The sequence below is a fragment of the Streptomyces longisporus genome, from assembly GCF_039532765.1.
GTDB lineage: Bacteria > Actinomycetota > Actinomycetes > Streptomycetales > Streptomycetaceae > Streptomyces > Streptomyces longisporus.
The window spans coordinates 34423-58976 of record NZ_BAAASG010000025.1; the positions used below are offsets into that span (position 1 = coordinate 34423).

The 24554-nt window shown below is 70.1% G+C and carries 22 protein-coding genes and 1 tRNA gene; 14 read left to right on the top strand and 9 right to left on the bottom strand.

Annotation, left to right across the window (positions count from 1 at the left end; all coding sequences use genetic code 11):
* The first annotated feature begins 176 nt into the window (after positions 1-176).
* From ABD355_RS39335 to ABD355_RS39360, 6 genes are all read left to right on the top strand, one after another.
* Entirely contained in the window at positions 177-2576 is a 2400-nt protein-coding gene (locus ABD355_RS39335; protein WP_344405935.1) for a bifunctional SulP family inorganic anion transporter/carbonic anhydrase, read from the top strand.
* 214 nt (positions 2577-2790) lie between these two features.
* Positions 2791-4791 (top strand): acetate--CoA ligase, encoded by a 2001-nt coding sequence (gene acs, locus ABD355_RS39340; protein ID WP_344405936.1) that lies wholly within the window; start codon positions 2791-2793, stop codon positions 4789-4791.
* A gap of 149 nt (positions 4792-4940) precedes the next feature.
* Positions 4941-6377 (top strand): Na+/H+ antiporter NhaA, encoded by a 1437-nt coding sequence (gene nhaA / locus ABD355_RS39345; protein WP_344405938.1) that lies wholly within the window; start codon positions 4941-4943, stop codon positions 6375-6377.
* A gap of 40 nt (positions 6378-6417) precedes the next feature.
* On the top strand, positions 6418-6921 hold the full coding sequence (locus ABD355_RS39350; protein ID WP_344405939.1) for a phage holin family protein: 504 nt from the start codon (positions 6418-6420) through the stop codon (positions 6919-6921).
* Positions 6918-7886, top strand: coding sequence for an alpha/beta fold hydrolase (locus ABD355_RS39355; protein WP_344405941.1), 969 nt, complete (start codon positions 6918-6920; stop codon positions 7884-7886). The genes ABD355_RS39350 and ABD355_RS39355 overlap by 4 nt, the downstream gene beginning before the upstream one ends.
* A 127-nt stretch (positions 7887-8013) precedes the next feature.
* Positions 8014-8196, top strand: coding sequence for a hypothetical protein (locus tag ABD355_RS39360; protein ID WP_232649421.1), 183 nt, complete (start codon positions 8014-8016; stop codon positions 8194-8196).
* A 27-nt stretch (positions 8197-8223) separates the two neighbouring features.
* Here ABD355_RS39360 and ABD355_RS39365 read toward each other — a convergent pair whose 3' ends face one another.
* The 3 genes from ABD355_RS39365 to nth form a co-directional block, all read right to left on the bottom strand.
* Positions 8224-9423 (bottom strand): MarP family serine protease, encoded by a 1200-nt coding sequence (locus ABD355_RS39365; protein WP_344405944.1) that lies wholly within the window; start codon positions 9421-9423, stop codon positions 8224-8226.
* Between the two features lie 119 nt (positions 9424-9542).
* Positions 9543-10205 (bottom strand): NUDIX hydrolase, encoded by a 663-nt coding sequence (locus ABD355_RS39370; RefSeq protein WP_344405946.1) that lies wholly within the window; start codon positions 10203-10205, stop codon positions 9543-9545.
* Positions 10206-10410: 205 nt separating this feature from the next.
* Positions 10411-11352, bottom strand: coding sequence for an endonuclease III (nth, locus tag ABD355_RS39375; RefSeq protein ID WP_344405947.1), 942 nt, complete (start codon positions 11350-11352; stop codon positions 10411-10413).
* 318 nt (positions 11353-11670) lie between these two features.
* Here nth and ABD355_RS39380 point away from each other — a divergent pair, with 318 nt between their 5' ends.
* Positions 11671-12345 (top strand): Crp/Fnr family transcriptional regulator, encoded by a 675-nt coding sequence (locus tag ABD355_RS39380; RefSeq protein ID WP_115906767.1) that lies wholly within the window; start codon positions 11671-11673, stop codon positions 12343-12345.
* Between the two features lie 114 nt (positions 12346-12459).
* Here the strand turns inward: ABD355_RS39380 and ABD355_RS39385 are convergent, their stop codons facing one another.
* From ABD355_RS39385 to sp36, 4 genes are all read right to left on the bottom strand, one after another.
* On the bottom strand, positions 12460-13290 hold the full coding sequence (locus ABD355_RS39385) for an MBL fold metallo-hydrolase (RefSeq protein ID WP_344405948.1): 831 nt from the start codon (positions 13288-13290) through the stop codon (positions 12460-12462).
* A 100-nt stretch (positions 13291-13390) separates the two neighbouring features.
* On the bottom strand, positions 13391-14284 hold the full coding sequence (locus ABD355_RS39390) for an NUDIX hydrolase (RefSeq protein WP_344405950.1): 894 nt from the start codon (positions 14282-14284) through the stop codon (positions 13391-13393).
* Positions 14285-14343: 59 nt separating this feature from the next.
* On the bottom strand, positions 14344-14808 hold the full coding sequence (locus ABD355_RS39395) for an Atu1372/SO_1960 family protein (protein WP_115906770.1): 465 nt from the start codon (positions 14806-14808) through the stop codon (positions 14344-14346).
* Complete coding sequence (gene sp36 / locus ABD355_RS39400; protein ID WP_003967454.1) at positions 14805-14963, bottom strand: Sp36 family protein; 159 nt, start codon at positions 14961-14963, stop codon at positions 14805-14807. The genes ABD355_RS39395 and sp36 overlap by 4 nt, the downstream gene beginning before the upstream one ends.
* A gap of 95 nt (positions 14964-15058) precedes the next feature.
* Here sp36 and bagA point away from each other — a divergent pair, with 95 nt between their 5' ends.
* Together bagA and bagB are read left to right on the top strand one after the other, a co-directional pair.
* Positions 15059-16036 (top strand): ATPase BagA, encoded by a 978-nt coding sequence (gene bagA, locus ABD355_RS39405; protein WP_344405952.1) that lies wholly within the window; start codon positions 15059-15061, stop codon positions 16034-16036.
* A gap of 55 nt (positions 16037-16091) precedes the next feature.
* Complete coding sequence (gene bagB / locus ABD355_RS39410; RefSeq protein WP_344405953.1) at positions 16092-17459, top strand: ATPase BagB; 1368 nt, start codon at positions 16092-16094, stop codon at positions 17457-17459.
* Positions 17460-17473: 14 nt separating this feature from the next.
* Here bagB and wblA read toward each other — a convergent pair whose 3' ends face one another.
* A complete protein-coding gene (gene wblA, locus ABD355_RS39415) occupies positions 17474-17812 on the bottom strand; it encodes a transcriptional regulator WblA (protein ID WP_185124443.1) in 339 nt (112 codons plus the stop codon).
* A 408-nt stretch (positions 17813-18220) separates the two neighbouring features.
* On the opposite strand from wblA, the gene ABD355_RS39420 reads away from it, so the two are divergent.
* Positions 18221-20497, top strand: coding sequence for a transglycosylase domain-containing protein (locus tag ABD355_RS39420; protein ID WP_344405955.1), 2277 nt, complete (start codon positions 18221-18223; stop codon positions 20495-20497).
* Positions 20498-20776: 279 nt separating this feature from the next.
* Here ABD355_RS39420 and ABD355_RS39425 read toward each other — a convergent pair whose 3' ends face one another.
* Positions 20777-21244 carry a GatB/YqeY domain-containing protein gene (locus tag ABD355_RS39425; protein ID WP_344405956.1) on the bottom strand — a complete coding sequence of 156 codons (468 nt, stop codon included), beginning with the start codon at positions 21242-21244 and terminating at the stop codon, positions 20777-20779.
* Positions 21245-21363: 119 nt separating this feature from the next.
* Here ABD355_RS39425 and ABD355_RS39430 point away from each other — a divergent pair, with 119 nt between their 5' ends.
* The 4 genes from ABD355_RS39430 to ABD355_RS39445 all read left to right on the top strand — a co-directional run bounded on the left by ABD355_RS39430 (position 21364) and on the right by ABD355_RS39445 (position 24040).
* Positions 21364-22290 carry a metallophosphoesterase gene (locus tag ABD355_RS39430; protein ID WP_344405957.1) on the top strand — a complete coding sequence of 309 codons (927 nt, stop codon included), beginning with the start codon at positions 21364-21366 and terminating at the stop codon, positions 22288-22290.
* 54 nt (positions 22291-22344) lie between these two features.
* A complete protein-coding gene (locus tag ABD355_RS39435; protein ID WP_344405958.1) occupies positions 22345-23130 on the top strand; it encodes a Pr6Pr family membrane protein in 786 nt (261 codons plus the stop codon).
* 42 nt (positions 23131-23172) lie between these two features.
* Positions 23173-23246: transfer RNA gene (locus ABD355_RS39440), tRNA-Pro, on the top strand.
* Positions 23247-23632: 386 nt separating this feature from the next.
* Positions 23633-24040, top strand: a complete 408-nt coding sequence (locus ABD355_RS39445) for an NUDIX hydrolase (protein ID WP_344405959.1) — start codon at positions 23633-23635, stop codon at positions 24038-24040.
* The last annotated feature ends 514 nt before the right edge of the window (positions 24041-24554 follow it).

Here is a 24554-nt window from a genome sequence, read left to right on the forward strand (position 1 = left end):
ATTACCCCATTTGCCAGGAAAGTCTATGCCTGGCCTTTACTCTGAATTACGATCCATTTACCGAGCGTTGATTCATCCCGCCGCTGCACGCCGTGACCCACGGCCGCGTCCCGACCCCCGCCCATCGGCGGGGACGACCTGATCCGCGACCGCGCCGCCCGGAGGAGACGGGAAACATGTCAGCCTGCGCCCCCATCCGCGCCACCGACCCGAGTCGGCCCCAGTCCGACCACCGACCCCACAGCCCACCGCCGGGCCCGCGCCGCCGCTTCCGCATCGCGGGCGCCGACGTGTCGGCCGCGGTCGCGGTGTTCCTGATCGCCCTCCCGCTGTCGCTGGGCATCGCCCTCGCCACCGGCGCCCCGCTCCAGGCCGGGCTGGTGGCCGCCGGGGTCGGCGGGCTCGTCGCCGGCCGGATCGGCGGCTGTCCCCTGCAGGTCAGCGGCCCCGCCGCGGGACTCACGGTGGTCACCGCCGACCTCATCCACCGCTACGGCTGGCGTACCACCTGCGCCGTCACGGTTCTCGCCGGCCTCGCCCAACTGGGCCTCGGCTGCCTGCGCGTGGCCCGCACCGCGCTCGCCGTCAGCCCCGCCATCGTGCACGGCATGCTCGCCGGAATCGGCGTCACCATCGCCGTCGCCCAGCTGCACATCGTCCTCGGCGGCACCCCCCAGAGCTCCGTCCTCGCCAACCTCCGGGCGCTGCCCGCCCAGTTGGCGAACCTGCATCCCGCCTCCGTGACCGTCAGCGTGCTGACCCTGACGCTGCTGCTGCTCTGGCCGCGCATCCCCGGCCGGGCGGGACGCCTGCTGCGCAGGATCCCGGCCGCGCTCGTCGCCGTGGCCGGCGCCACCGCGGCCGCCTCGCTCGCGGGGATCGGCGTGCCCAAGGTCGACCTGCCGTCCTGGAGCAGCCACGCCCTGGCCGGTCTGCCCGAGGGCCCCGCGCTCGGCCTGACCGCGGCCGTGCTGACCACCACACTGGTGTGCAGCGTGCAGTCCCTGCTCGGCGCGGTCGCCGTGGACAAGCTGGTGGCCGCAAGACCCGGCCTGACCGCCCGCGTCAAACGCGCCGACCTCGACCGCGAACTGCTCGGACAGGGAGCCGCCAACATCGTCTCCGGCTCGCTCGGCGGACTGCCGGTCGCCGGCGTCGCCGTGAGAAGTTCGGCGAATGTGAACGCGGGCGCGGTGAGCCGGAACTCCACAATGCTGCACGGCGTTCTCGTAGTGATCGCCGCGCTGCTGATGGTCCCGCTCCTGGAGCTCATCCCGCTCGCCTCGCTCGCCGCCCTGGTGATGGCCGTCGGCATCCAGATGGTGTCCCTGCACCACATCCGCACGGTGACCCGCCACCGAGAGGTGCTGGTGTACGCCGTCACCACACTCGGCGTGGTGTTCCTCGGCGTCCTGGCGGGTGTGATGCTCGGGATCGCCGTGGCCGTCGCCGTCGCCATGCACCGCCTCGCCCGCACCCGCATCACGCACGAGGAAAGGGAAGGAGTCCATCACGTACATGTCCGGGGTCAGTTGACGTTCCTCGCCGTGCCACGGCTCAGCCGTGCCCTGCATCTCGTACCCCAAGGCGCCCACGCCGTGGTGGAGTTGGACGGGTCGTTCATGGACCACGCGGCGTACGAGTCACTGCAGGACTGGCAGAACACGCACACCGCACAGGGCGGCTCCGCCGAGGTGACCGGCCGCCGGACCGGAACCCGAACCCTCACCGAACCCACCCCGCCCCACGAGGAACACGGCGAGTCCTCCGTCGGCTGCCGCTGCCGTCCCTGGACGCCGTGGCGCAACCACCAGTGCCAGCGCCCGCAGTCCGCGCCGGACGCCGATCACCCCGGCGCGCCCGGCGGGCCGACCGGACCGGGTGGTCCCCACGGCTCCGGCGGCCGGAGCGGGCATCAACTGGCGTGTGGCATCAGCGCGTTCCAGCGCAACACCGCACCGCTCGTGCGCAGTGAGCTGGCCCGGCTTGCCCGGGAGGGGCAGCGGCCGTCCCAGCTCTTCCTCACCTGCGCCGACTCGCGGCTCGTCACGTCGATGATCACCTCCAGTGGTCCGGGCGATCTGTTCGTGGTGCGCAACGTGGGCAATCTCGTTCCCCTCCCCGGCAAGGAGAGTGCTGACGACTCGGTGGCGGCCGCGATCGAGTACGCGGTGGACGTGCTGCAGGTGCGGTCCATCACGGTGTGCGGGCACTCCGGGTGCGGGGCCATGCAGGCGCTGCTCGACGCGGAGCCCGGCGGCGCCCGGACACCGCTGAAGCGGTGGCTGCGCCACGGGCTGCCGAGCCTGGAGCGCATGGCCGACGAGAGCCGGCCGTGGGCCCGGCTCGCGGGCCGGGCACCGGAGGACGCGGTCGAGCAGCTCTGTCTGACCAATGTGGTCCAGCAGTTGGAGCACCTGCGCGCCCACGAGTCGGTGTCCCGGGCCCTGCGGGACGGCGCGTTGGAACTGCACGGGATGTACTTCCACGTGGCCGAGGCACAGGCGTATCTGCTCACCGAAGGGGACGGCGGCAGGGTGTTCGATCATGTGGAGGCGGCAGACCGGTCCGCCTGACCGACGGCTGTCCCGACACGCCCGGGCCAGGAAAGACGTGACCGTCTCCGTGCGGTGCGGGTGGACTGGGACGTGAGAGGCGTGACACGTGCTGAACTCCGCCCCGCCCACGTCCGTGGGTACGGATGACTCCGGTCGCCTCAGCAGACCCGGCCACAGGTCTAAACCAATTCCACGTCGGCCCTTGTCATCGGCACCCCGGGTCTGATGAGCTGTGGCCTGGGACACAACGGACACCCTGGGAAAGGGAGATGTCGTGAGCAACGAAAGCCTGGCCAACCTCTTGAAGGAGGAGCGACGCTTCGCGCCGCCGGCTGACCTGGCCGCGGCCGCCAACGTCACGGCAGAGGCGTACGAACAGGCCAAGGCTGACAGGCTCGGCTTCTGGGCCGAGCAGGCCCGGCGGCTGACCTGGGCCAAGGAACCGACCGAGACGCTGGACTGGTCGAACCCGCCGTTCGCCAAGTGGTTCAAGGACGGCGAGCTCAACGTCGCGTACAACTGCGTGGACCGGCATGTCGAGGCGGGGAACGGCGACCGCGTCGCCATCCACTTCGAGGGCGAGCCCGGTGACAGCCGTGCCCTCACCTATGCCGAGCTCAAGGACGAGGTGAGCAAGGCCGCCAACGCGCTGCTGGAGTTGGGCGTTCAGGCGGGTGACCGGGTCGCCGTCTACATGCCGATGATCCCGGAGACGGCGATCGCGATGCTGGCGTGCGCGCGGATCGGTGCCGCGCACTCCGTCGTCTTCGGCGGCTTCTCGGCCGACGCCCTCGCCACCCGTATCCAGGACGCCGACGCCAAGGTCGTCATCACCTCCGACGGCGGCTACCGGCGCGGGAAGCCGTCCGCGCTCAAGCCGGCCGTCGACGAGGCGATCGGCAAGGTGGACAACGTCGACCATGTGCTCGTGGTGCGCCGTACCGGCCAGGAGGTCGCCTGGACCGAGGGCCGCGACGTGTGGTGGCACGAGATCGTCGAGCGGCAGTCGGCCGAGCACACGCCGGAGCCGTTCGGCGCCGAGCACCCGCTGTTCATCCTGTACACGTCCGGTACGACGGGCAAGCCGAAGGGCATCCTGCACACCTCCGGCGGCTACCTCACCCAGACCGCGTACACCCACCACGCCGTCTTCGACCTCAAGCCGGAGACCGACGTCTACTGGTGCACGGCCGACGTCGGCTGGGTGACCGGGCACTCGTACATCGTCTACGGTCCGCTGGCCAATGGCGCCACGCAGGTCATGTACGAGGGCACGCCGGACACCCCGCACCAGGGCCGCTTCTGGGAGATCATCCAGAAGTACGGGGTGACGATCCTGTACACGGCGCCCACGGCGATCCGTACGTTCATGAAGTGGGGCGACGACATCCCCGCGAAGTTCGACCTGTCCAGCCTGCGCGTGCTGGGCTCGGTGGGTGAGCCGATCAACCCCGAGGCCTGGATCTGGTACCGCAAGAACATCGGCGCCGACCGGACGCCGATCGTGGACACCTGGTGGCAGACCGAGACCGGCGCGATGATGATCTCGCCGCTGCCGGGTGTCACCGCCACCAAGCCGGGGTCCGCCCAGACACCGCTGCCCGGTATCTCCGCGACCGTCGTGGACGACGAGGCGAACGAGGTCCCGGACGGCGGCGGCGGTTACCTCGTGCTGACCGAGCCGTGGCCGTCCATGCTGCGCACGATCTGGGGTGACGACCAGCGCTTCCTCGACACGTACTGGTCCCGCTTCGAGGGCAAGTACTTCGCCGGCGACGGCGCGAAGAAGGACGACGACGGCGACATCTGGCTGCTGGGCCGCGTGGACGACGTCATGCTCGTCTCCGGGCACAACATCTCCACCACCGAGGTCGAGTCCGCGCTCGTCTCGCACCCGTCGGTCGCAGAGGCGGCCGTCGTCGGCGCCGCGGACGAGACGACGGGCCAGGCGATCGTCGCCTTCGTGATCCTGCGCGGCACGGCGAACGCCGAGGACGAGAGCCTCGTCGCCGATCTGCGCAACCACGTCGGCGCCACCCTCGGCCCGATCGCCAAGCCGAAGCGGATCCTGCCGGTGGCGGAGCTGCCGAAGACCCGCTCCGGCAAGATCATGCGGCGCCTGCTGCGGGACGTCGCGGAGAACCGCCAGCTCGGCGATGTGACGACGCTGACGGACTCGACGGTCATGGACCTCATCCAGGCGAAGCTCCCGGCAGCGCCCAGCGAGGACTGACGTTTCCCCAGCTCCCAGGGGCGCCCGGCGCGAGAACGCGCCGGGCGCCCCTTTTAGGTAAACTAAGCAAAACTGCGTGACCCTCAAGGTGTGCCGGGAAGTCTGGTCGGCAAGCAGCACTCCCCTGCCCACCGACCGGAGGTCTTCCCGTGACCGCGCCCCGCACCACCGCCCCCCGCAAGGTCCTCGGACGTCTGTCCCTGCCCGAGCGCACCTTCGTCGCGAACGCGCTGCGCACCGAGACCGTCGGCGGTGTACTGCTGCTCATAGCCGCGATCACTGCTCTGATCTGGGCGAACATACCCGCGCTGCACCACAGCTACGAGAGCGTCAGCCACTTCCACTTCGGCCCCGGAACCCTCGGATTGCATCTGTCGGTCGAGCACTGGGCCGCCGACGGGCTCCTCGCGGTGTTCTTCTTCGTCGCCGGCATCGAGCTCAAGCGTGAACTGGTCGCCGGTGATCTCCGCGACCCCAGGGCGGCCGCGCTGCCGGTCGTCGCGGCCCTGTGCGGGATGGCCGTACCGGCGCTCGTCTACACGCTCACCAATCTGAGCAGCGGCGGCTCGCTCCAGGGCTGGGCCGTCCCCACCGCCACCGACATCGCGTTCGCGCTGGCCGTGCTCGCCGTCATCGGTACGTCGCTGCCGAGCGCCCTGCGGGCCTTCCTGCTCACCCTCGCGGTCGTGGACGACCTCTTCGCCATCCTGATCATCGCGGTCTTCTTCACGAGCACCATCGACTTCGCCGCGCTGGGCGGCGCCGTCGTGGGCCTCGTCGTCTTCTGGCTGCTGCTGAGGAAGGGCGTGCGCGGGTGGTACGTGTACGTCCCGCTGGCGCTCGTCATCTGGGCGCTGATGTACAACAGCGGCGTCCATGCGACGATCGCGGGCGTGGCGATGGGCCTGATGCTGCGCTGCCACCGCCACGAGGGCGAGGCCCGCTCGCCGGGCGAGCACATCGAGCATCTCGTACGGCCCCTGTCGGCGGGCCTCGCCGTCCCCCTCTTCGCCCTGTTCAGCGCCGGTGTCGCCATCTCGGGCGGCGCGCTCGGCGACGTGTTCACCAAGCCGGAGACGCTGGGTGTCGTCCTCGGGCTGGTCGTCGGCAAGGCGCTCGGGATCTTCGGCGGTACCTGGCTGACGGCCCGTTTCACCCGGGCCTCGCTCAGCGAGGACCTCGCCTGGGCCGACGTGTTCGCGGTGGCGACGCTGGCCGGTATCGGCTTCACCGTGTCGCTGCTGATCGGCGAACTCGCCTTCGACGGGAACGCCGTACTGACGGACGAGGTCAAGGCCGCCGTACTGACGGGCTCCCTCATCGCGGCAGGCCTGGCGACAGTGCTGCTGAAGATACGGAACGCCAAGTACCGCAAGCTCTGCGAGGCCGAGGAGCGCGACGAGGACCTCGACGGCATCCCGGACATCTACGAGGAGGACGACCCGGCGTACCACCTGCGGATGGCTGCGATCTACGAGAACAAGGCCGCCGAGCACCGCCGCACCGCCGAACGGAAGGCCGCCGAACGACGCGCGCTTGCCGAAGTGCCGGGCAGGGCAGGCGACGATGACGACCGTCCGGCATGATCTGACGAGACGGTACAAAAAGAGAGTGAGGGAGAACGCGATGAGCGCACCCGACGGCAGCCCGGTCGGCGCCGAACGCAGCATCGGCCAGCTGTTCGCCTCGGCGACGACCGAGATGTCGGCGCTGGTGCATGACGAGATCGCCCTGGCCAAGGCGCAGCTCAAGCAGGACGTCAAGCGCGGCGCGACGAGCGGCGGCGCGTTCACGGTGGCGGCCCTGGTACTCGTGTTCTCCCTGCCGATGCTCAACTTCGCGCTGGCGTACGGCATCCGGACCTGGAGCGGCTGGAACCTCGCCGTCTGCTTCCTGCTGTCCTTCGCGGCGAACGTGCTGGTCGCCGTCTTCCTCGCGCTGCTCGGCGTGGTCTTCGCGAAGAAGGCGAAGAAGGGCAAGGGCCCGCAGAAGGTCGCGGCGTCGATGAAGGAGACGGCGGGGGTCCTGCAGAAGGCCAAGCCGCACCCGCGGCCGGAGCAGCCCGAGACCCCGGCGCTCGAGGACCGGGCCCCCGCGGCCATCGAGGCTGTGGCACGCTCGTCCTCATGACGGGCTCCTCCCCCGCTGCGGGGCAATCACCTTCGGCGCAACCCACCTCGGTCGTACGGCCGGACGTCCTGCCCGACGGGACAAAGGTGACCCATCGGGACGTGGCCGCCAACGGCGCCCGCTTCCACATCGCCGAAACCGGCGACGGGCCGCTGGTGTTGCTGCTGCACGGCTTCCCGCAGTTCTGGTGGACCTGGCGGCACCAGCTGACCGCGCTGGCCGACGCGGGCTTCAGGGCCGTCGCCATGGATCTGCGCGGTGTCGGCGGCAGCGACCGCACCCCGCGCGGCTACGACCCCGCGAACCTCGCCCTCGACATCACCGGCGTGATCCGCTCCCTGGGCGAACCGGACGCCGCGCTGGTCGGCCACGACCTGGGCGGATATCTGGCGTGGACGGCGGCCGTGATGCGCCCGAAGCTGGTCCGCCGGCTCGCGGTCGCTTCGATGCCGCACCCGAGGCGCTGGCGCTCCGCGATGCTCTCGGACGTCAAGCAGACCCGCGCCGGCTCCTACATCTGGGGGTTCCAGCGCCCCTGGATCCCCGAGCGGCAGCTCACCGCGGACGACGGCGCGCTCGTCGCCGAGCTGGTCCGGGAGTGGTCCGGGCCGAACCTGCCGGACGAGGAAGCGGTGGACACGTACCGCCGCGCGATGTGCATCCCGTCGACGGCGCACTGCTCGGTCGAACCGTACCGCTGGATGGTCCGCTCCATGGCCCGCCCGGACGGCATCCAGTTCAACCGCCGTATGAAGCGCCCCCTGCGGGTGCCGACCCTCCATCTGCACGGCTCACTCGACCCGGTGATGCGCACCCGCAGCGCGGCCGGATCCGGCGAGTACGTCGAAGCGCCGTACCGCTGGCGGCTGTTCGACGGCCTCGGGCACTTCCCGCACGAGGAGGATCCGGTCGCTTTCTCAACAGAACTGGTCAATTGGCTGAAAGACCCCGAGCCCGATCGGTGACCGAGCCGATGCGCCCGGTATCCGGACCTGAACATGTGTCCTACGAACAGCCAATTGCCCGGCGCATAGGCCAATTGGGGGCGCAGGGGGCGGTTATCGACCTTGGGGCGGGGGCAGACGTCGGGGTATGGGCTGGACGCACGACTACAGTGACGCAGCACGCAATCGCCGCTCGGCCAGTGGCCTGAGCCCCCACCAGCGAGGCGGTGCACCGCAGATGGCGGGCACGGACCTCAGGGTGGGCATTCCGCGCATTCTGCGCCGCCGGGCCCGCTGGGTCTCGGTACGCCTGCGCCATCCCCGGGGCTGACCCGCCCCACCTCCCCACACCGGCGGCTCACAGCGCGCAGCTGTCGCTGTCCACCTGCTGGTTCGCGGTACGCCCCTTGGTGATGTCCTCCTGGATCTCGTCCGCGGTGAGGGCGTACCCCGTCTCGGCGTCGTCGAGGGACTTCGCGAACACCACGCCGTACACATTGCCCTTGGGCGTGAGCAGCGGGCCGCCGGAGTTTCCCTGGCGGACGGTCGTGTACAGCGAGTAGACGTCCCGGCGGACGGTGCCGCGGTGGTAGATGTCCGGGCCGTTGGCCGGGAGGCGCCCACGCACGCGTGCGGCCCGGACGTCGTACGACCCGTTCTCCGGGAAGCCCGCGATGATCGCGCCGTCGCCGCTGCGGGCGTCCGTGGTCGTGAACTTCAGGGCGGGCGCCCTGAGATCGGGTACGTCCAGTACGGCGATGTCGCGGTGCCAGTCGTAGAGGACGACCGTCGCGTCGTACTTCCTGCCCTCGCCGCCTATCTGGACGGTGGGCTCGTCGACGCCCCCGACCACGTGCGCGTTGGTCATGACGCGGCGGTCGGCGAAGACGAAGCCGCTGCCCTCCAGGACCTTGCCGCAGCTCTGCGCGGTGCCCATGACCTTGACGACGGAGCGCTTCGCGCGCGTGACGACGGGGCTGTTCGCGAGGGCCGGGTCGGGGGGACGGACATCGTTGATCGGCTCGTTCGAGAACGGGCTGAAGACCTGCGGGAAGCCGTTCTGCGCGAGGACCGAGGAGAAGTCCGCGAACCAGGTGTCGGCCTGGTCGGGCAGGGCACGGGCGACACCGAGGAGCACCTTGGAGCCGCGGACCTCCTTGCCGAGGGTCGGCAGCGTCGTGCCGGCCAGGGCCGAGCCGATCAGCCAGGCCACCAGGAGCATCGCCACGACGTTGACCAGGGCGCCGCCGGTCGCATCCAGGGCGCGGGCCGGGGACCAGGTGATGTGGCGGCGCAGCTTGTTGCCGAGATGGGTGGTCAGGGCCTGGCCGACGGAGGCGCAGACGATGACGACGACCACCGCGACGACGGCGGCCGTCGTGCTCACCTCGGCGTTGTCGGTCAGTGCGTCCCAGATGACGGGCAGGACGTAGACGGCGACGAGCCCGCCGCCCAGAAAGCCGATCACCGACAGGATTCCGACGACGAACCCCTGGCGGTAACCCACGATCGCGAACCACACGGCGGCGACCAGCAACAGGATGTCCAGCACGTTCACCGGTTCGAGCCTCGCCTCATCACTCTGCGGTCACCTCAGGTCGGCCGGGGGCCGGCCCGCCGCGCAGCGGCGACCGATCACAGTGTCCCCCGGGAAGACACAGCACGGCAGACACCCTGTCATGACCGCCAGTCGAGCGGGACCTGCTTGTCCCGGTCCCAGGGCCGCTCCCAGCCCGCGTAGTGGAACAGACGGTCGATGATTCCGGCCGTGAAGCCCCAGACCAGGGCCGATTCGACCAGAAATGCCGGACCTCGGTGGCCGCTGGGGTGGACGGTGGTGGCCCGGTTGGCCGGGTCCGTGAGATCCGCCACGGGGACGGTGAACACCCGGGCCGTCTCGTTCGGATCGACGACCCCGACCGGGCTCGGCTCGCGCCACCAGCCCATCACGGGGGTCACCACGAAGCCGCTGACCGGGATGTACAGCCTGGGCAGCACACCGAAGAGCTGCACACCGGAGGGGTCGAGCCCGGTCTCCTCCTCGGCCTCGCGGAGAGCGGCCCGCAGCGGCCCGTCGGCCTTCGGGTCGCCGTCCTCGGGGTCGAGTGCGCCGCCGGGGAAGGACGGCTGCCCGGCGTGCGACCGGAGCGAACTCGCCCGCTCCATCAGCAGCAGCTCAGGGCCGCGCTCGCCCTCGCCGAACAGGATCAGTACGGCGGACTGCCGCCCCGCCCCGTTCTCCGGCGGCAGGAAGCGGCTCAGCTGCTGCGGCTGCAGCGTCTCCACGGCCCGCACCACCGGGTCCAGCCACTCGGGCAGCCCCTCCTTGCTGAGCACCACCGGAGCACCCTGCGCGTTACTCAGATTTGCCTCGCAATGTCCCCGCCGGTCACGCTGGCCGGCCTGCTTTTCTGCTGGGGGCCCGGGGGCCGCCCCCCGGGAAAATGCAGCACTCGCGCGCGTCATCGCCACCCCCGTCCTGCCGAGTCCAACGCCCCGAAGGCCCGAGATCGTTCCTGGACCCGGGGCTTTGCCGTGCCGCCCGTCATCCGGCCCCCAGCGGCGGCGCCGGCTTGCCGCCCGCGTCCAGGTACGACTGCGGGGGCTTGAGGCGCTGGCCGGGGAAGCCGCCCTTCTCGTACTTGAGCAGCTTCTTCGCCTTCTCCGGGTCCGTCTCCCCCTCGCCGTACGCCGGGCAGAGCGGAGCGATGGGGCAGGCGCCGCAGGCGGGCTTGCGGGCGTGGCAGATGCGCCGGCCGTGGAAGATCACGTGGTGCGAGAGCATCGTCCAGTCGCTCTTGGGGAAGAGCCCGCCGACGGCGGCCTCGATCTTGTCGGGGTCGGTCTCGTCCGTCCACTGCCAGCGCCGCACCAGCCGCTGGAAGTGCGTGTCCACGGTGATGCCGGGCCGCCCGAAGGCGTTCCCGAGTACGACGAAGGCGGTCTTGCGGCCGACCCCGGGCAGCTTGACCAGGTCTTCCAGACGGCCGGGAACCTCACCGCCGAACTGCTCCGCCAGCGCCTTCGACAGCCCCATGACCGACTTGGTCTTGGCCCGGAAGAAGCCGGTCGGGCGAAGGATCTCCTCGACCTCCTCGGGGTTCGCGGCGGCCAGGTCCTCCGGCGTCGGGTACTTGGCGAACAGCGCGGGCGTCGTCTGGTTGACCCGGAGGTCGGTGGTCTGGGCGGACAGGACGGTGGCGACCAGGAGCTGGAAGGGGTTCTCGAAGTCCAGCTCCGGGTGGGCGTACGGATACACCTCGGCGAGTTCGCGGTCGATACGGCGGGCACGGCGGACCAGGGCCGTGCGCGACTCGTTCTTCGGCGGCCTGGCGGCGGCCTTCGCGGGAGGAGCGCCCTCGACTGCGGCAGACGCCTTCTTGGGCGCCACGGCAACTTTCTTGACGGCCGCCGTCTTTTTCACGGCCGCTTTTTTCGCCACGGCCTTCTTCGCGGCGGCCTTCTTCACCGGAGCGCTTTTCGTCACCTTTGCCGGTTTCTTTCCGCCACCGGAGTTCTGTTCGCCCACAGCGGAATCACGACGTACAACCACCCGCCCAGCCCCCTTGGCCTGTGCTCTCACCGGCGATTTGGACACCCGGCCAGCCTAAAGCCCGGCACCGACATCCGCCCCGGACCCGGGAGATCGGCCCCCAATTGGACCCCTGCCGCTTACCTCGGGACAGGTGTGCGGCATCCTTGTGACAGATCACACTGTTTGGACCGTCCGGCAAAATGGGGAACACGGTCCCCTGGTACCAAGGGGGAGCAAGATCCCCTGAGCAGGTCGACAAGGAGAGAACTCGTGGACGACGTTCTGCGGCGGAACCCGCTCTTCGCGGCGCTCGACGACGAGCAGGCCGCGGAGCTCCGCGCCTCCATGAGTGAGGTCACCCTCGCGCGCGGTGACTCGCTCTTCCACGAGGGCGACCCCGGTGACCGGCTTTACGTCGTCACCGAGGGCAAGGTGAAGCTCCACCGCACCTCCCCCGACGGCCGCGAGAACATGCTCGCCGTCGTCGGCCCCAGCGAGCTGATCGGCGAGCTGTCGCTCTTCGACCCGGGTCCGCGCACCGCCACGGCCACCGCCCTGACCGAGGTCAAGCTCCTCGGTCTCGGCCACGGCGATCTGCAGCCCTGGCTGAGCGCCCGCCCCGAGGTGGCCGGCGCCCTGCTGCGCGCCGTCGCCCGCCGGCTGCGCAAGACCAACGACGCGATGTCCGACCTGGTTTTCTCCGACGTCCCCGGCCGTGTCGCCCGCGCCCTGCTGGACCTCTCGCGCCGCTTCGGCGTGCAGTCCGAGGAGGGCATCCACGTCGTTCACGACCTGACGCAGGAGGAGCTGGCCCAGCTGGTCGGTGCCTCGCGCGAGACGGTCAACAAGGCGCTGGCCGACTTCGCGCAGCGTGGGTGGCTGCGCCTGGAGGCACGGGCCGTGATCCTGCTCGACGTCGAGCGGCTGGCGAAGCGGTCCCGCTGACGCTTGGTCCCGGCGGTGTTGGGGGCTCCGCCCCCGGACCCCCGATCGGCCTGAACGGCCTCGTCCTCAATCGCCAGACAGGCTGATTCGGTGGCCCCATGGCGCAAAAGTGCACTAGATGAGGCCGTGCTCCTCCAGATAGTCCAGCTGCGCCCGCACCGACAGTTCCGCCGCCGGCCACAGGGAGCGGTCCACGTCCGCGTACACGTGCGCGACGACCTCGGGCGGTGTGCGGTAGCCGTCCTCGACCGCCGTCTCGACCTGCGCGAGGCGGTGGGCGCGGTGGGCGAGATAGAACTCGACGGCTCCCTGGGCGTCCTCCAGGACGGGGCCGTGGCCCGGCAGGACCGTGTGGACGCCGTCGTCGACCGTCAGCGACCGCAGCCGCCGCAGCGAGTCCAGATAGTCGCCCAGGCGGCCGTCGGGGTGCGCCACGACGGTGGTGCCGCGGCCCAGGACGGTGTCGCCCGTCAGGACGGCCCGGTCGGCCGGAAGATGGAAGCAGAGGGAGTCCGAGGTGTGACCGGGGGTCGGCACGACCCTCAGCTCCAGACCGCCGACCGTGACGACGTCCCCGGCGCCGAGCCCCTCGTCGCCCAGCCGCAGCGCCGGATCCAGGGCCCGCACCTTCGTGCCGGTCAGCCCGGCGAAGCGGACGGCGCCCTCCGCGTGGTCCGGGTGGCCGTGGGTCAGCAGGGTCAGCGCGATGCGCTTGCCGGCCTTCTCGGCGGTGTCCACGACGTTGCGCAGGTGACCCTCGTCCAGGGGACCGGGGTCGACGACGACGGCCAGGTCGGAGTCGGGCTCGGAGACGATCCAGGTGTTCGTGCCGTCGAGGGTCATCGCCGAGGGATTGGGCGCCAGGACGTTGACGGCCCGGGCGGTGGCGGGGCCGGTGAGCACCCCGCCCCGCGGCTGGCCGGGAAGGGCTGCTGCGTCGGTCATGCGGTGTTCTCTTCCGTCGGCGTCGTCGGTCCGTCGATTGGTCGGTCGGAGGCCGGCGCAGCGCTGGGCAGTACCCGGCCCTGAAGGGCTGCTGCGTACTTCATGCGGAGGCTCCACCGGCAGGTTGGTCGGTAGGACGGTCGGTCGGGATGTGCTTGGTGAACTCGTCGTGGCCCGGCCAGGACAGCACGATCTCGCCGTCCTTCAGCCGGGCCTCGGCGAGCACCGGCGTGAGGTCGCGGGCGGGGGCCGCGGCGAGCGCGTCGGCGGCCGTGGCACAGGAGGCCAGCTGGCGCAGGGTCGCGATGGTGGGCGGCATCATCGTCAGCTCGCCCTTGTCGTACGAGGCTGCCGCCTCCCCGGGGCGGATCCACACCGTGCGGTCGGCCTCCGTGGAGGCGTTGCGGGTGCGCTGGCCGTGCGGGAGGGCGGCCACGAAGAACCAGGTGTCGTAGCGCCGGGATTCGAACTTCGGGGTGATCCAGCGGGTCCAGGCGCCGAGCAGATCCGAGCGCAGGACCAGGCCGCGGCGGTCGAGGAACTCGGCGAAGGAGTACGCGCGGGCGGCCACGGCCGCACGGTCGGCCTCCCAGTCCTCACCCGTGGTGTCACCGACCACGGAGTCCGCGGACGGCCCGGCGAGCAGGACGCCCGCCTCCTCGTACGTCTCGCGCACGGCCGCGCAGACGATCGCCTGGGCCGCCCGTTCGTCGACGCCGAGCCGCTCGGCCCACCACGCGCGCGTGGGGCCCGCCCAGCGGACGTGCTGCTCGTCGTCGCGGGGGTCGACGCCACCGCCCGGATATGCGTACGCGCCTCCGGCGAAGGCCATGGAGGCGCGTCTGCGCAGCATGTGCACCACGGGACCGCGGTCGGTGTCCTTCAGGAGCATGACGGTGGCCGCGCGCTTCGGGACGACCGGGGTGAGCGTGCCGTCCGCGAGCCCGCGGATGCGTTCCGGCCAGTCCTGCGGAAACCACTGCCCATTCGCCATGGGCGGAGGCTATCCCGTGGTGCGCGAATGTTCGAGAGGTCCCCGAGGTCAGAGCGCCGCTACGGGACGAGCTCGACCTGGATCTCGACCTCCACCGGTGCGTCCAGCGGCAGCACCGCCACACCGACCGCACTGCGCGCGTGCACGCCCTTGTCGCCGAGCACCTCGCCGAGCAGTTCGCTCGCGCCGTTGACCACACCGGGCTGACCCGTGAAGTCCGAGGCCGAGGCGACGAAGCCCACGACCTTCACCACGCGCGCGATGCGGTCCAGGTCACCGGTGACGGACTTCACGGCCGCCAGGGCGTTCAGCCCGCAGATGCGGGCGAGCTCCTTGGCCTCCTCCGGCGTGACCTCCGCGCCGACCTTGCCGGTGACGGGCAGCTTGCCCTCCACCATCGGGAGCTGTCCGGACGTGTACACGTAGGAGCCGGACTGCACGGCCGGCTGGTAGGCGGCCAGCGGCGGTACGACCTCGGGCAGGGTCAGGCCGAGCTCGGCCAGCTTCGCCTCTACGGCGCTCATGCCTTCTCCCGCTTCAGGTAGGCCACCAGCTGCTCGGGGTTGTTCGGCCCGGGCACGACCTGGACGAGCTCCCAGCCGTCCTCGCCCCAGGTGTCCAGAATCTGCTTCGTTGCGTGGACGAGCAGTGGCACAGTCGCGTATTCCCACTTGGTCATGTGGCCGACTTTAGCCGCTGCCCGCCCGCCGCCCGCTGCCGCGTTGTCCACAGGCTGTCGCGTGCTCGGCACACAGACTGGTTAGGCTCGAAGACGTGAGCAGGCTCCAGGTCGTCAGCGGCAAGGGCGGGACCGGAAAGACCACGGTCGCCGCCGCTCTCGCGCTGGCCCTCGCGACCGAGGGGAAGCGGACGCTTCTCGTCGAGGTCGAGGGGCGCCAGGGCATCGCGCAGCTCTTCGAGACGGAAGCGCTGCCCTACGAGGAGCGGAAGATCGCCGTCGCTCCAGGGGGCGGGGAGGTGTACGCCCTCGCCATCGACCCCGAACTGGCCCTTTTGGACTACCTCCAGATGTTCTACAAGCTGGGGGGCGCCGGCAGAGCCCTGAAGAAGCTCGGCGCGATCGACTTCGCCACCACCATCGCGCCGGGCCTCAGGGATGTGCTCCTGACCGGCAAGGCGTGCGAGGCGGTGCGGCGCAAGGACAAGGCCGGGCGGTTCGCGTACGACTACGTCGTCATGGACGCGCCGCCCACCGGCCGCATCACCCGCTTCCTGAACGTGAACGACGAGGTGGCGGGCCTCGCCAAGATCGGCCCGATACACAATCAGGCGCAGGCAGTGATGCGGGTGCTGAAGTCGCCGGAGACCGCCGTGCACCTGGTGACGCTGCTGGAGGAGATGCCCGTCCAGGAGACCGCGGACGGGATCGCCGAACTGCGCGCCGCGAAGCTGCCGGTGGGCCGGATCATCGTGAACATGGTGCGGCCCGAGGTGTTGGACGCGGAGGATCTGGAACTCGTACGCAGCGTGCCGCGTTCTTCTGTTGCCAGGTCGCTGTCGGCGGCAGGACTCGGCGGCGCGCGCCGCGGTGGGAACGCGGAGAAGCTGGTGGACCCACTGCTGCAGCAGGCCGACGAGTACGCCGAGCGGTATGCGCTGGAGCACGAACAGCGGGCGGTGCTGGCCGAGCAGGGCCTGCCGCTGCACGAACTGCCGCTGCTCGCCGAGGGCATGGACCTGGCGGGGCTGTACGAGCTGGCCCGCGGGCTGCGGGAGCAGGGCCTGTCATGAGCCGGGGCACACGGAGCACGAGCCGTCAGCAGCTGAAGCAGAAGCAGGGGATGTCATGAGTCCGGAGCCGGCCCACACACAGGACACCGCCCGCCACCATCTGACCCCCGCGCGTGTGCTCGACGTCGACCCGCTGCTCGACGATCCCGAGACACGGATCGTGGTGTGCTGCGGCTCGGGCGGGGTGGGAAAGACCACGACCGCGGCCGCTCTCGGCCTCAGGGCCGCCGAGCGCGGGCGCAAGGTGGTCGTCCTGACCATCGATCCGGCGCGCCGGCTCGCCCAGTCCATGGGCATCGACTCGCTGGACAACACCCCGCGCCGGGTGAAGGGCGTCGACGGCGACGGTGAGCTGCACGCCATGATGCTCGACATGAAGCGCACCTTCGACGAGATCGTCGAGGCGCACGCGGACGGCGAGCGGGCCGCTGCCATCCTGAACAACCCGTTCTACCAGTCGCTCTCCGCGGGCTTCGCGGGCACGCAGGAGTACATGGCGATGGAGAAGCTCGGGCAGCTGCGCGCGCGGGACGAGTGGGACCTGATCGTCGTCGACACCCCGCCGTCCCGCTCGGCGCTCGACTTCCTGGACGCGCCCAAGCGGCTCGGCTCGTTCCTCGACGGCCGGCTGATCCGGCTGCTCACCGCCCCGGCCAAGCTCGGCGGGCGGGCCGGCATGAAGTTCCTGAACGTCGGCATGTCGATGATGACCGGCACCCTCGGCAAGCTCCTCGGCGGGCAACTCCTCAAGGACGTCCAGACGTTCGTCGCCGCGATGGACACGACCTTCGGCGGGTTCCGCACACGTGCGGACGCGACGTACCGGCTGCTGCAGGCGCCCGGGACGGCGTTCCTCGTGGTGGCGGCGCCGGAGCGGGATGCGCTGCGGGAGGCCGCGTACTTCGTGGAGCGGCTGGCCGCCGAGGACATGCCGCTGGCCGGTCTGGTACTCAACCGGGTGCATGGCAGCGGCGCCGCCCGGCTGTCGGCCGAGCGTGCGCTCGCCGCCGCGGAAAATCTTGTGGAGCCCCGCATTGTCGATCAGGACGGCGGGAAAGCTGGACTTCGTAACTCTCCCGACACGTACGACAGTTCAGGCTCCCCCGCTTCCGAATCCCCTGCTGGCGGGGCCGCCGAGCCTCCCGCGTCCGAGAACCACTCCCCCGGTCCGGATCAGGAGGACGAGGGCGCCCAGGGCGTCGAGCGGCTCACCGCAGGCCTGCTCCGGCTGCACGCCGAACGTATGCAGCTGCTCTCCCGCGAGCAGCGCACGCGTGACCGCTTCACCGCGCTCCACCCCGAGGTGGCGGTGGCCGAAGTGGCCGCGCTGCCCGGCGATGTGCACGACCTCGCAGGGCTCAGGGACATCGGGGACCGGCTCGCGGCCAACCGGCCGGAGCTGCCCGAGGCTGCCGTCGACTGAGCCGAGGGGTGCCCTCAGCTCACCGCCGCGTAGTTCTCGTACACCTCGTCGTCGTCGAGCGGCAGGATCCCCACGCCGCGTTCGTACTCCAGACGCGCCGTCTCAAGGAGCCGACGCCAGGAGGTGACGGTGGGTCGCCTGCGCAGCAGTGCGCGGCGCTCCCGCTCCGTCATGCCTCCCCACACGCCGAACTCGACACGGTTGTCGAGCGCGTCGGCCAGGCATTCCGTGCGTACCGGACATCCGGTGCACACTGCCTTGGCCCTGTTCTGCGCTGCTCCCTGAACGAACAGTTCATCCGGATCGGTAGTGCGGCAGGCGGCCTGCGCACTCCAGTCGGTTACCCAGCCCATACCGGCGCCGTCCTCTCCCGAATCGAGGCTCCCCCACGGCGGCAGCGGCATATTCACCGCCGCCAGTTGAGGACGTTACGGAAGGTGGGCACAGCGCAACACCCCCTTCGGGCCCAATCTTGAATGGCCCGAACGGACTATGCGTAAGCGGCAGATCACCCGGGGGAGTGAGCTGGTGACATACGTGACCTTCCCGACAAAACGGGACAGTTCAGTTGAGTCACAACGGACGCCAGGTGACACACAAGGCGGATTCGGACACGCCCCCATCAAAAAAGTTGGGGAACCTCCGGAACGATTCGGGGTCGCCGGACGTATTGATACGTGGCCCTACTGCTGTGACAGTTGAGAGCAGCTTAGGCCAAGGCATATACGCGTGTCCGGCGAATGAGAACGTAGGCTGCCCTCATGCCAAAGAAGCGCTCGGGCGGTGGCCTGTCCCCAACGCAGCAGGCCGCCAAGTTCCTCGGTGTCAGTGTGCTCGCGGGGGCCGTCATGGCCGGTATCGCGCTGCCCGCCTTCGGCGCGCTGGGACTTGCCGCCAAGGGTTCGGTGGAGAGTTTCGACGAGCTGCCCGCCACCCTCAAGACCCCGCCCCTGAGCCAGCGCACCACGATCCTCGACGCCGACGGCGGCCAGATCGCCACGGTCTACTCGCGCGACCGCACGGTGGTCCCCCTCAAGGACATGTCCCCGTACATGCAGAAGGCGATCGTCGCGATCGAGGACTCGCGCTTCTACCAGCACGGCGCGGTCGACCTGAAGGGCATCCTGCGCGCGCTGAACAAGAACGTGCAGAGCAGCGGGGTGGCCCAGGGCGCCTCCACGCTCACCCAGCAGCTCGTGAAGAACGTCGCCATCGAGGAGGCAGGCGACGACCCGACGAAGGTCGCGCAGGCCACCCAGCAGACACTCGGCCGCAAGATAAGGGAGCTGAAGTACGCGATCCAGCTCGAGGAGGAGCTCGGCAAGAAGAAGATCCTCGAGAACTACCTGAACATCACGTTCTTCGGCGAGCAGGCCTACGGCGTCGAGGCCGCGTCCCAGCGCTACTTCTCCAAGCACGCCAAGGACCTGAACGTGCAGGAGGCCGCCCTGCTGGCCGGCATCGTCCAGTCGCCCAGCCGGTACGACCCGGTCAACGACTCGACGGAGGCCACCAGGCGCCGCAACGTCGTCCTACAGCGCATGGCCGACATGGGTGACATCTCGCAGGCGGAGGCCGACAGGGCCAAGAAGACGCCGCTGGGCCTCAACCCGAGCCAGCCGAAGAACGGCTGCATCACCGCGGTCAAGGGCGCCGGCTTCTTCTGCGACTACGTGCGCGAGGTGTTCCTCACCAACCCGATGTTCGGCAAGACCAAGGAAGCCCGGGCGAAGGTCTGGAACCAGGGCGGTCTGACGATCCGTACGACGCTCGACCCGCAGGCCCAGACCTCGGTGCAGTCGTCCATCAAGGACCACGTCTACAAGACCGACGACGTGGCCACCGCGGCCACCCTCGTGGAGCCCGGCACCGGCAAGATCCTCGCCATGGGCCAGTCCCGTCCGTACGGCTTCGGCAAGCACGAGACGCAGATCGACCTGTCGGTGAACCAGGACATGGGCGGCGGCGCCGGCTACCAGCCCGGTTCGACGTTCAAGCCGATCGTGGCCGCGGCCGCCATAGAGGGCGGCACGCCGGCGACACAGTCGTACCCCTCGCCCTACGAGATGGACTATCCGAGCCCGGTGTCGATCTGCAACGGCCGGCAGTGGCGTGACGATCCGAACAATCCGAGCAAGGTGGCGAACGAGAACAAGTCGGAGCACGGCCCGTACAGCATGAAGCAGGCGACCGCGAAGTCGGTCAACACCTACTACGTGCAGCTGATCAGCGACATCGGCATCTGCCCGGTCACCGAGATGGCCAAGAAGATGGGCGTGGAGCGCGCGGACGGCGGCAAGCTGCAGCAGGCCCCCTCGATCGCGCTCGGCACCCAGGAGATGTCGCCGCTGACGATGGCGAACGCGTACGCCACCTTCGCCTCGCGCGGCATGTACTGCACGCCGGTCGCCATCGAATCCATCAGCCAGCGGATCGGCGACAGGACGAAGTCGCTCCAGGTGCCCAAGACGACCTGCACGCGCGCGATGTCGCAGAAGACCGCCGACACCGTGACGACGCTGCTCAAGGGCGTGGTCGAGGACGGCACGGGTCAGCAGGCGGGTCTCAGCGACCGCCCGAGCGCCGGTAAGACGGGTACCACGGACAACCGCTACGCGGCCTGGTTCGTGGGCTTCACGCCGAACATGGCCGGCGCGGTGTGGGTCGGCGACCCGACCCACAAGCGCCAGATGAAGCAGATCACCATCGGCGGCGTCTACCACGACCTCGTCTACGGCGCCGACACGCCGGGCCCGATCTGGAAGGACGCCATGACGGGCGCCCTGGACGGCAAGCCCGTCGAGAACTTCAACCTCGTCGACATCCCCGACGGCAACAAGGGCAAGGGCAACGACGACGGCCACAACGGTGACAACCGCGGCAACGCAGCCGGCGGCCTCATCGGCGGCCTGACCACCGGCGGCACGGACGGGGGCACGAACGGGGGCACCACCTTCCCGACGCCCACCTTCTCCTTCCCGGACAACCTGTTCCAGGGCACGAGCAACGGCAACGGGAACGGGGGGCGGCGCGGCTGACGCCACGCTCCGGAAACGGCCGACGGCCCCTGTCCCACCGACTCACCGGGACGGGGGCCGTCCGGTTCAGCCGCAGCGGTCCCAGCTGCTGGAGTCGTAGGCGACGGTCCGGTCGTTGTAGATAGGTCCGGTCGTTGCAGATGATCGACCCTTCCGAGAAGGTCAGCGTCGCGCCGATCACGGCCGCCCGCCACACCGGCAACGGAGTTGGGCAACAGGCAGGGACCCGCACCGTGGGCGGCGGCCCTCGGTGCGGCTCTGCTCACGCGCCAGGGAGTCTCAGCCGGCCAGCAGCTTCTTCACCGCCGCCGCGACCCGGCCGCCCTCGGCCAGGCCCGCGACCTTCGGGTTCACGATCTTCATGACGGCACCCATGGCACGCGGACCCTCGGCACCGGCGGCCTTGGCCTCGCCCACGGCCTGGGCGACGATCTCGTCCAGCTCCTCGTCGCTGAGCTGCTTGGGCAGGTACTCGGCGAGCACCTCACCCTCCGCCTTCTCCCGCTCGGCGCTCTCGGCGCGACCACCCTGCGCGAAGGCATCGGCCGCCTCCCGGCGCTTCTTCGCCTCCTTGGTGATCACCTTCAGCACCTCGTCGTCGGAGAGCTCGCGCTTCTCCTTGCCCGCGACCTCCTCCTTGGTGATCGCGGCGAGCGTCAGCCGGAGCGTCGAGGAGCGGAGCTCGTTGCGCTCCTTGATCGCGGCGTTGAGGTCTTCCTGCAGCTTCGACTTGAGCGTGGTGGTCATGGATTTGATTGTCGCAGGTGCGGAACGTCCGACGCCCGTCCATTTAAAGGGCGGTGAGACCCGGGCCGGCAAGGGGCAGCGCGGCTCAGGAGGTCCTGCGGGTCTGACACGATGGATGTATGCGCGCTCGATACGGAGTACCTCTGGGGATCGCGGCGGCCGGTGCCGCCGGTGTGGTGTACGCGGCGGGATTCGAGGCCCGCTCCTTCCGGCTGCGACGGGTGACCGTTCCCGTCCTGCCCGCCGGCATGCGTCCCCTGAGAATCCTCCAGGTCTCCGACATCCACATGGTCGGCGGCCAGCGCAAGAAGCAGCGCTGGCTGCGGTCGCTGGCCGGGCTGCGCCCCGACCTCGTGATCAACACGGGCGACAATCTCTCCGACCCGGAGGGCGTACCCGAGGTCCTGGACGCCCTCGGCCCCCTGATGGACTTCCCGGGCGCGTACGTCTTCGGCTCCAACGACTACTACGGCCCCAGGCCCCGCAACCCCGCCCGCTACCTGCTGGAGAAGGTCCAGGGCCGGCACGGCCTGAACGGAAACCCTCCGGTGGTCGGCGCGATCCACAACCCGTGGGAGGACCTGCGGGACGGCTTCGACGCGGCGGGCTGGCTGAATCTCACGAACACCCGCGGCACCCTGAAGATCGAGGGCGTCACCCTGGAGCTGACGGGCCTGGACGACCCGCACATCAAGCGCGACCGCTACCCGCAGGTCTCCGGCGGCCCGTCGGCCGGCGCGGACTTCTCGATGGGCGTCGTGCACGCCCCGTACCTGCGGGTGCTGGACGCCTTCACGGCGGACGACTATCCCCTGATCCTGGCCGGCCACACCCACGGCGGCCAGCTCTGCATCCCCTTCTACGGCGCCCTGGTCACCAACTGCGACCTGGACCCGGCGCGAGTGAAGGGCCTGTCCCGGCACACGGCGGAAGGCCGTACGTCGTATCTGCACGTCTCGGCGGGCTGCGGCACCAACCGTTACACGCCGGTACGGTTCGCATGCCCGCCGGAGGCCACTCTGCTCACGCTGGCGCCCAAGGCGTAACCCGGTCGCCTCACCCACATCGCCGCGTATGCCCCCTTTGCCTAGCTTGGGGGCATGACCGCCCCCATACCCAGGGACATACCGGACCTCCCGGCGCTGCCCGGTGGGTCCCTGTTCGCGCCCTCCTACGTCCCCGCCTCCGCGGTGCTGGCGCCCGTGCACCGCCCTCTCGCCGCCGTGTACCGCCTGCTGGTCGCCCTGGCGGCAGCGGCGGCCGTGACGATCGAACTGCTCCTCGGCAGCCCGGTCCACGTCCTGAGCTACTTCGCCATCCAGAGCAACATCCTGCTGGCCCTGGTCTTCACGCTCGCAGCCCGCCGCGCCTGGACGGCCCGCCGCCCGCTCCCCTCCGCCCTGACGGGTGCGACGCTGCTGTACATCACCATCACGGGGCTGGTGTACCACCTGCTGCTCAAAGGGGCCTCGCCCCCGTTCTCCATGACGGGCGGCACCGCACCCCGGGGCGGCTTGCAGTGGATCAGCAACCAGATCCTGCACACGGCCGTCCCCGCCGCCGCGCTGCTGGACTGGCTGCTCCTGACGGCCCGCGGCCGCCTCCACCTCCGCCAGGCGCCGACGTGGCTGCTCTACCCCCTGGCCTACCTGGCGTTCTCCCTCGGCCGGGGCGAACTGATCATTCCCGGCACGCCGGGCCGCTATCTCTACCCGTTCCTGGACGTCGGCCTGCACGGCTACAAGAGCGTCCTCGGCAACGCCCTCCTCCTCGGCCTCGCCTTCTACGGCCTCGCCGTCCTCATGGTCGCCCTCGACCACATCCGCCCGAACCCCGTCCGCCGCCGCGCGAAAACCGGATTTCGTCTCCAGCCACCAGTGGGCTAAAGTAAACGACGTCGCCGCGACAAGCAGGACATGCGACGACATCGGGGTGTAGCGCAGCTTGGCAGCGCGCTTCGTTCGGGACGAAGAGGTCGTGGGTTCAAATCCCGCCACCCCGACAGTGAAGTATCAGGTCAGGGGCCTGATCCAGTGAATGGATCAGGCCCCTGACGGGTTTCTTGTGGCGGTCGAGGGCACACTGTCCGTCGCCCGGATCACCGCCGATCTCGCAGTCTTCCCGGGTGGCCGCTCATGTAGTCGAGGACATCACGCAGGGCGCCGGGTTTACTGCGGCAGGAGCCGGCGTCGCCGACGATGATCGGGCCGTGGCGGGCGCGGGAGAGTGCGACGTTGATGCGGCGCCAGTAGGGCTGGCTCCGTTTCAGGGGACGCCCATCGGAGCGGCGAGGCATCTGCCACCAACTGCGGCCCTACTACTCCTGCCCCGGGAACCAAGTGCACCGGGTGCTGACGCTGACGATGCCCTCCGATACGGTCCCGGGCTATGGCGGATGGCGGCGGTGTGCCGGAGAAAGTGGCGTGGGTCCTCGTTCGGGACGACCAGGTGTTGGTGACGCGCAGTCACGGCAGAGATCTCTTCTACCTCCCGGGCGGTCATCGTGAGCCGGGCGAGTCCGATCGCGAAACCCTGGTGCGGGAGATCGACGAAGAACTGCAGGCGGTGATCGATCCCAGTTCCATGGTGCACTTCGGCACTTTCGAGATCGGCGAGGGCCATCCGGAGCACGGCGCTTTCCGGATGATCTGTTACACCGCCGATCACCGCGGCGAGCTGACCCCGTCGAGAGAGATCGCCGAGAAGGCGTGGTTCGGCTACGCCGATCGTGACCGGGTCTCGGCCGTCGACGGGATGGTCTTCGACGCGCTTCTCGACGCCGGGCGGCTCGCCTGATCTCGCGACCGCCGGACTGAGCGAAGCACAGCGACCTCGGCCTGCACCCCGCACCCCGCCGACCGACTGTCACATCGAGCAGCTGAACGCACGCTGGTCGGCGTGCGTGGCAAAGTCCGGCCAGCAGGCCGAGGAACCGATAAAGGCGGCCGAGGAACTCGGATTCACCGACGCCAAGCTCGGCGGACCCGAGGCGGCCGCGGCGGCCACGGTGGACGTGGCCTGCAAGGTGAAGACCGAGGAGCACGCCGAGACCTTGAACCTGGCCCGGCAGCAACTGCGTGACAGGCTGCGGCTCGCCGCATCCCCTGACGTCCTGGCGAGCGGTCGCCAGGCTACGGCTGTGTCCTGGCGAGCAGTCGCCGGGCTACGGCTGTGTCCTGCCGCGTCGGTGCCAGGCTACGGCTGTGTCCTGCCGCGTCGGTGGCGGACTACGGCTGTGTCCTGCCGCGTCGGTGCCAGGCTACGGCTGTGTCCTGGCGAGCGGTCGCCGGGCTACGGCTGTGTCCTGGCG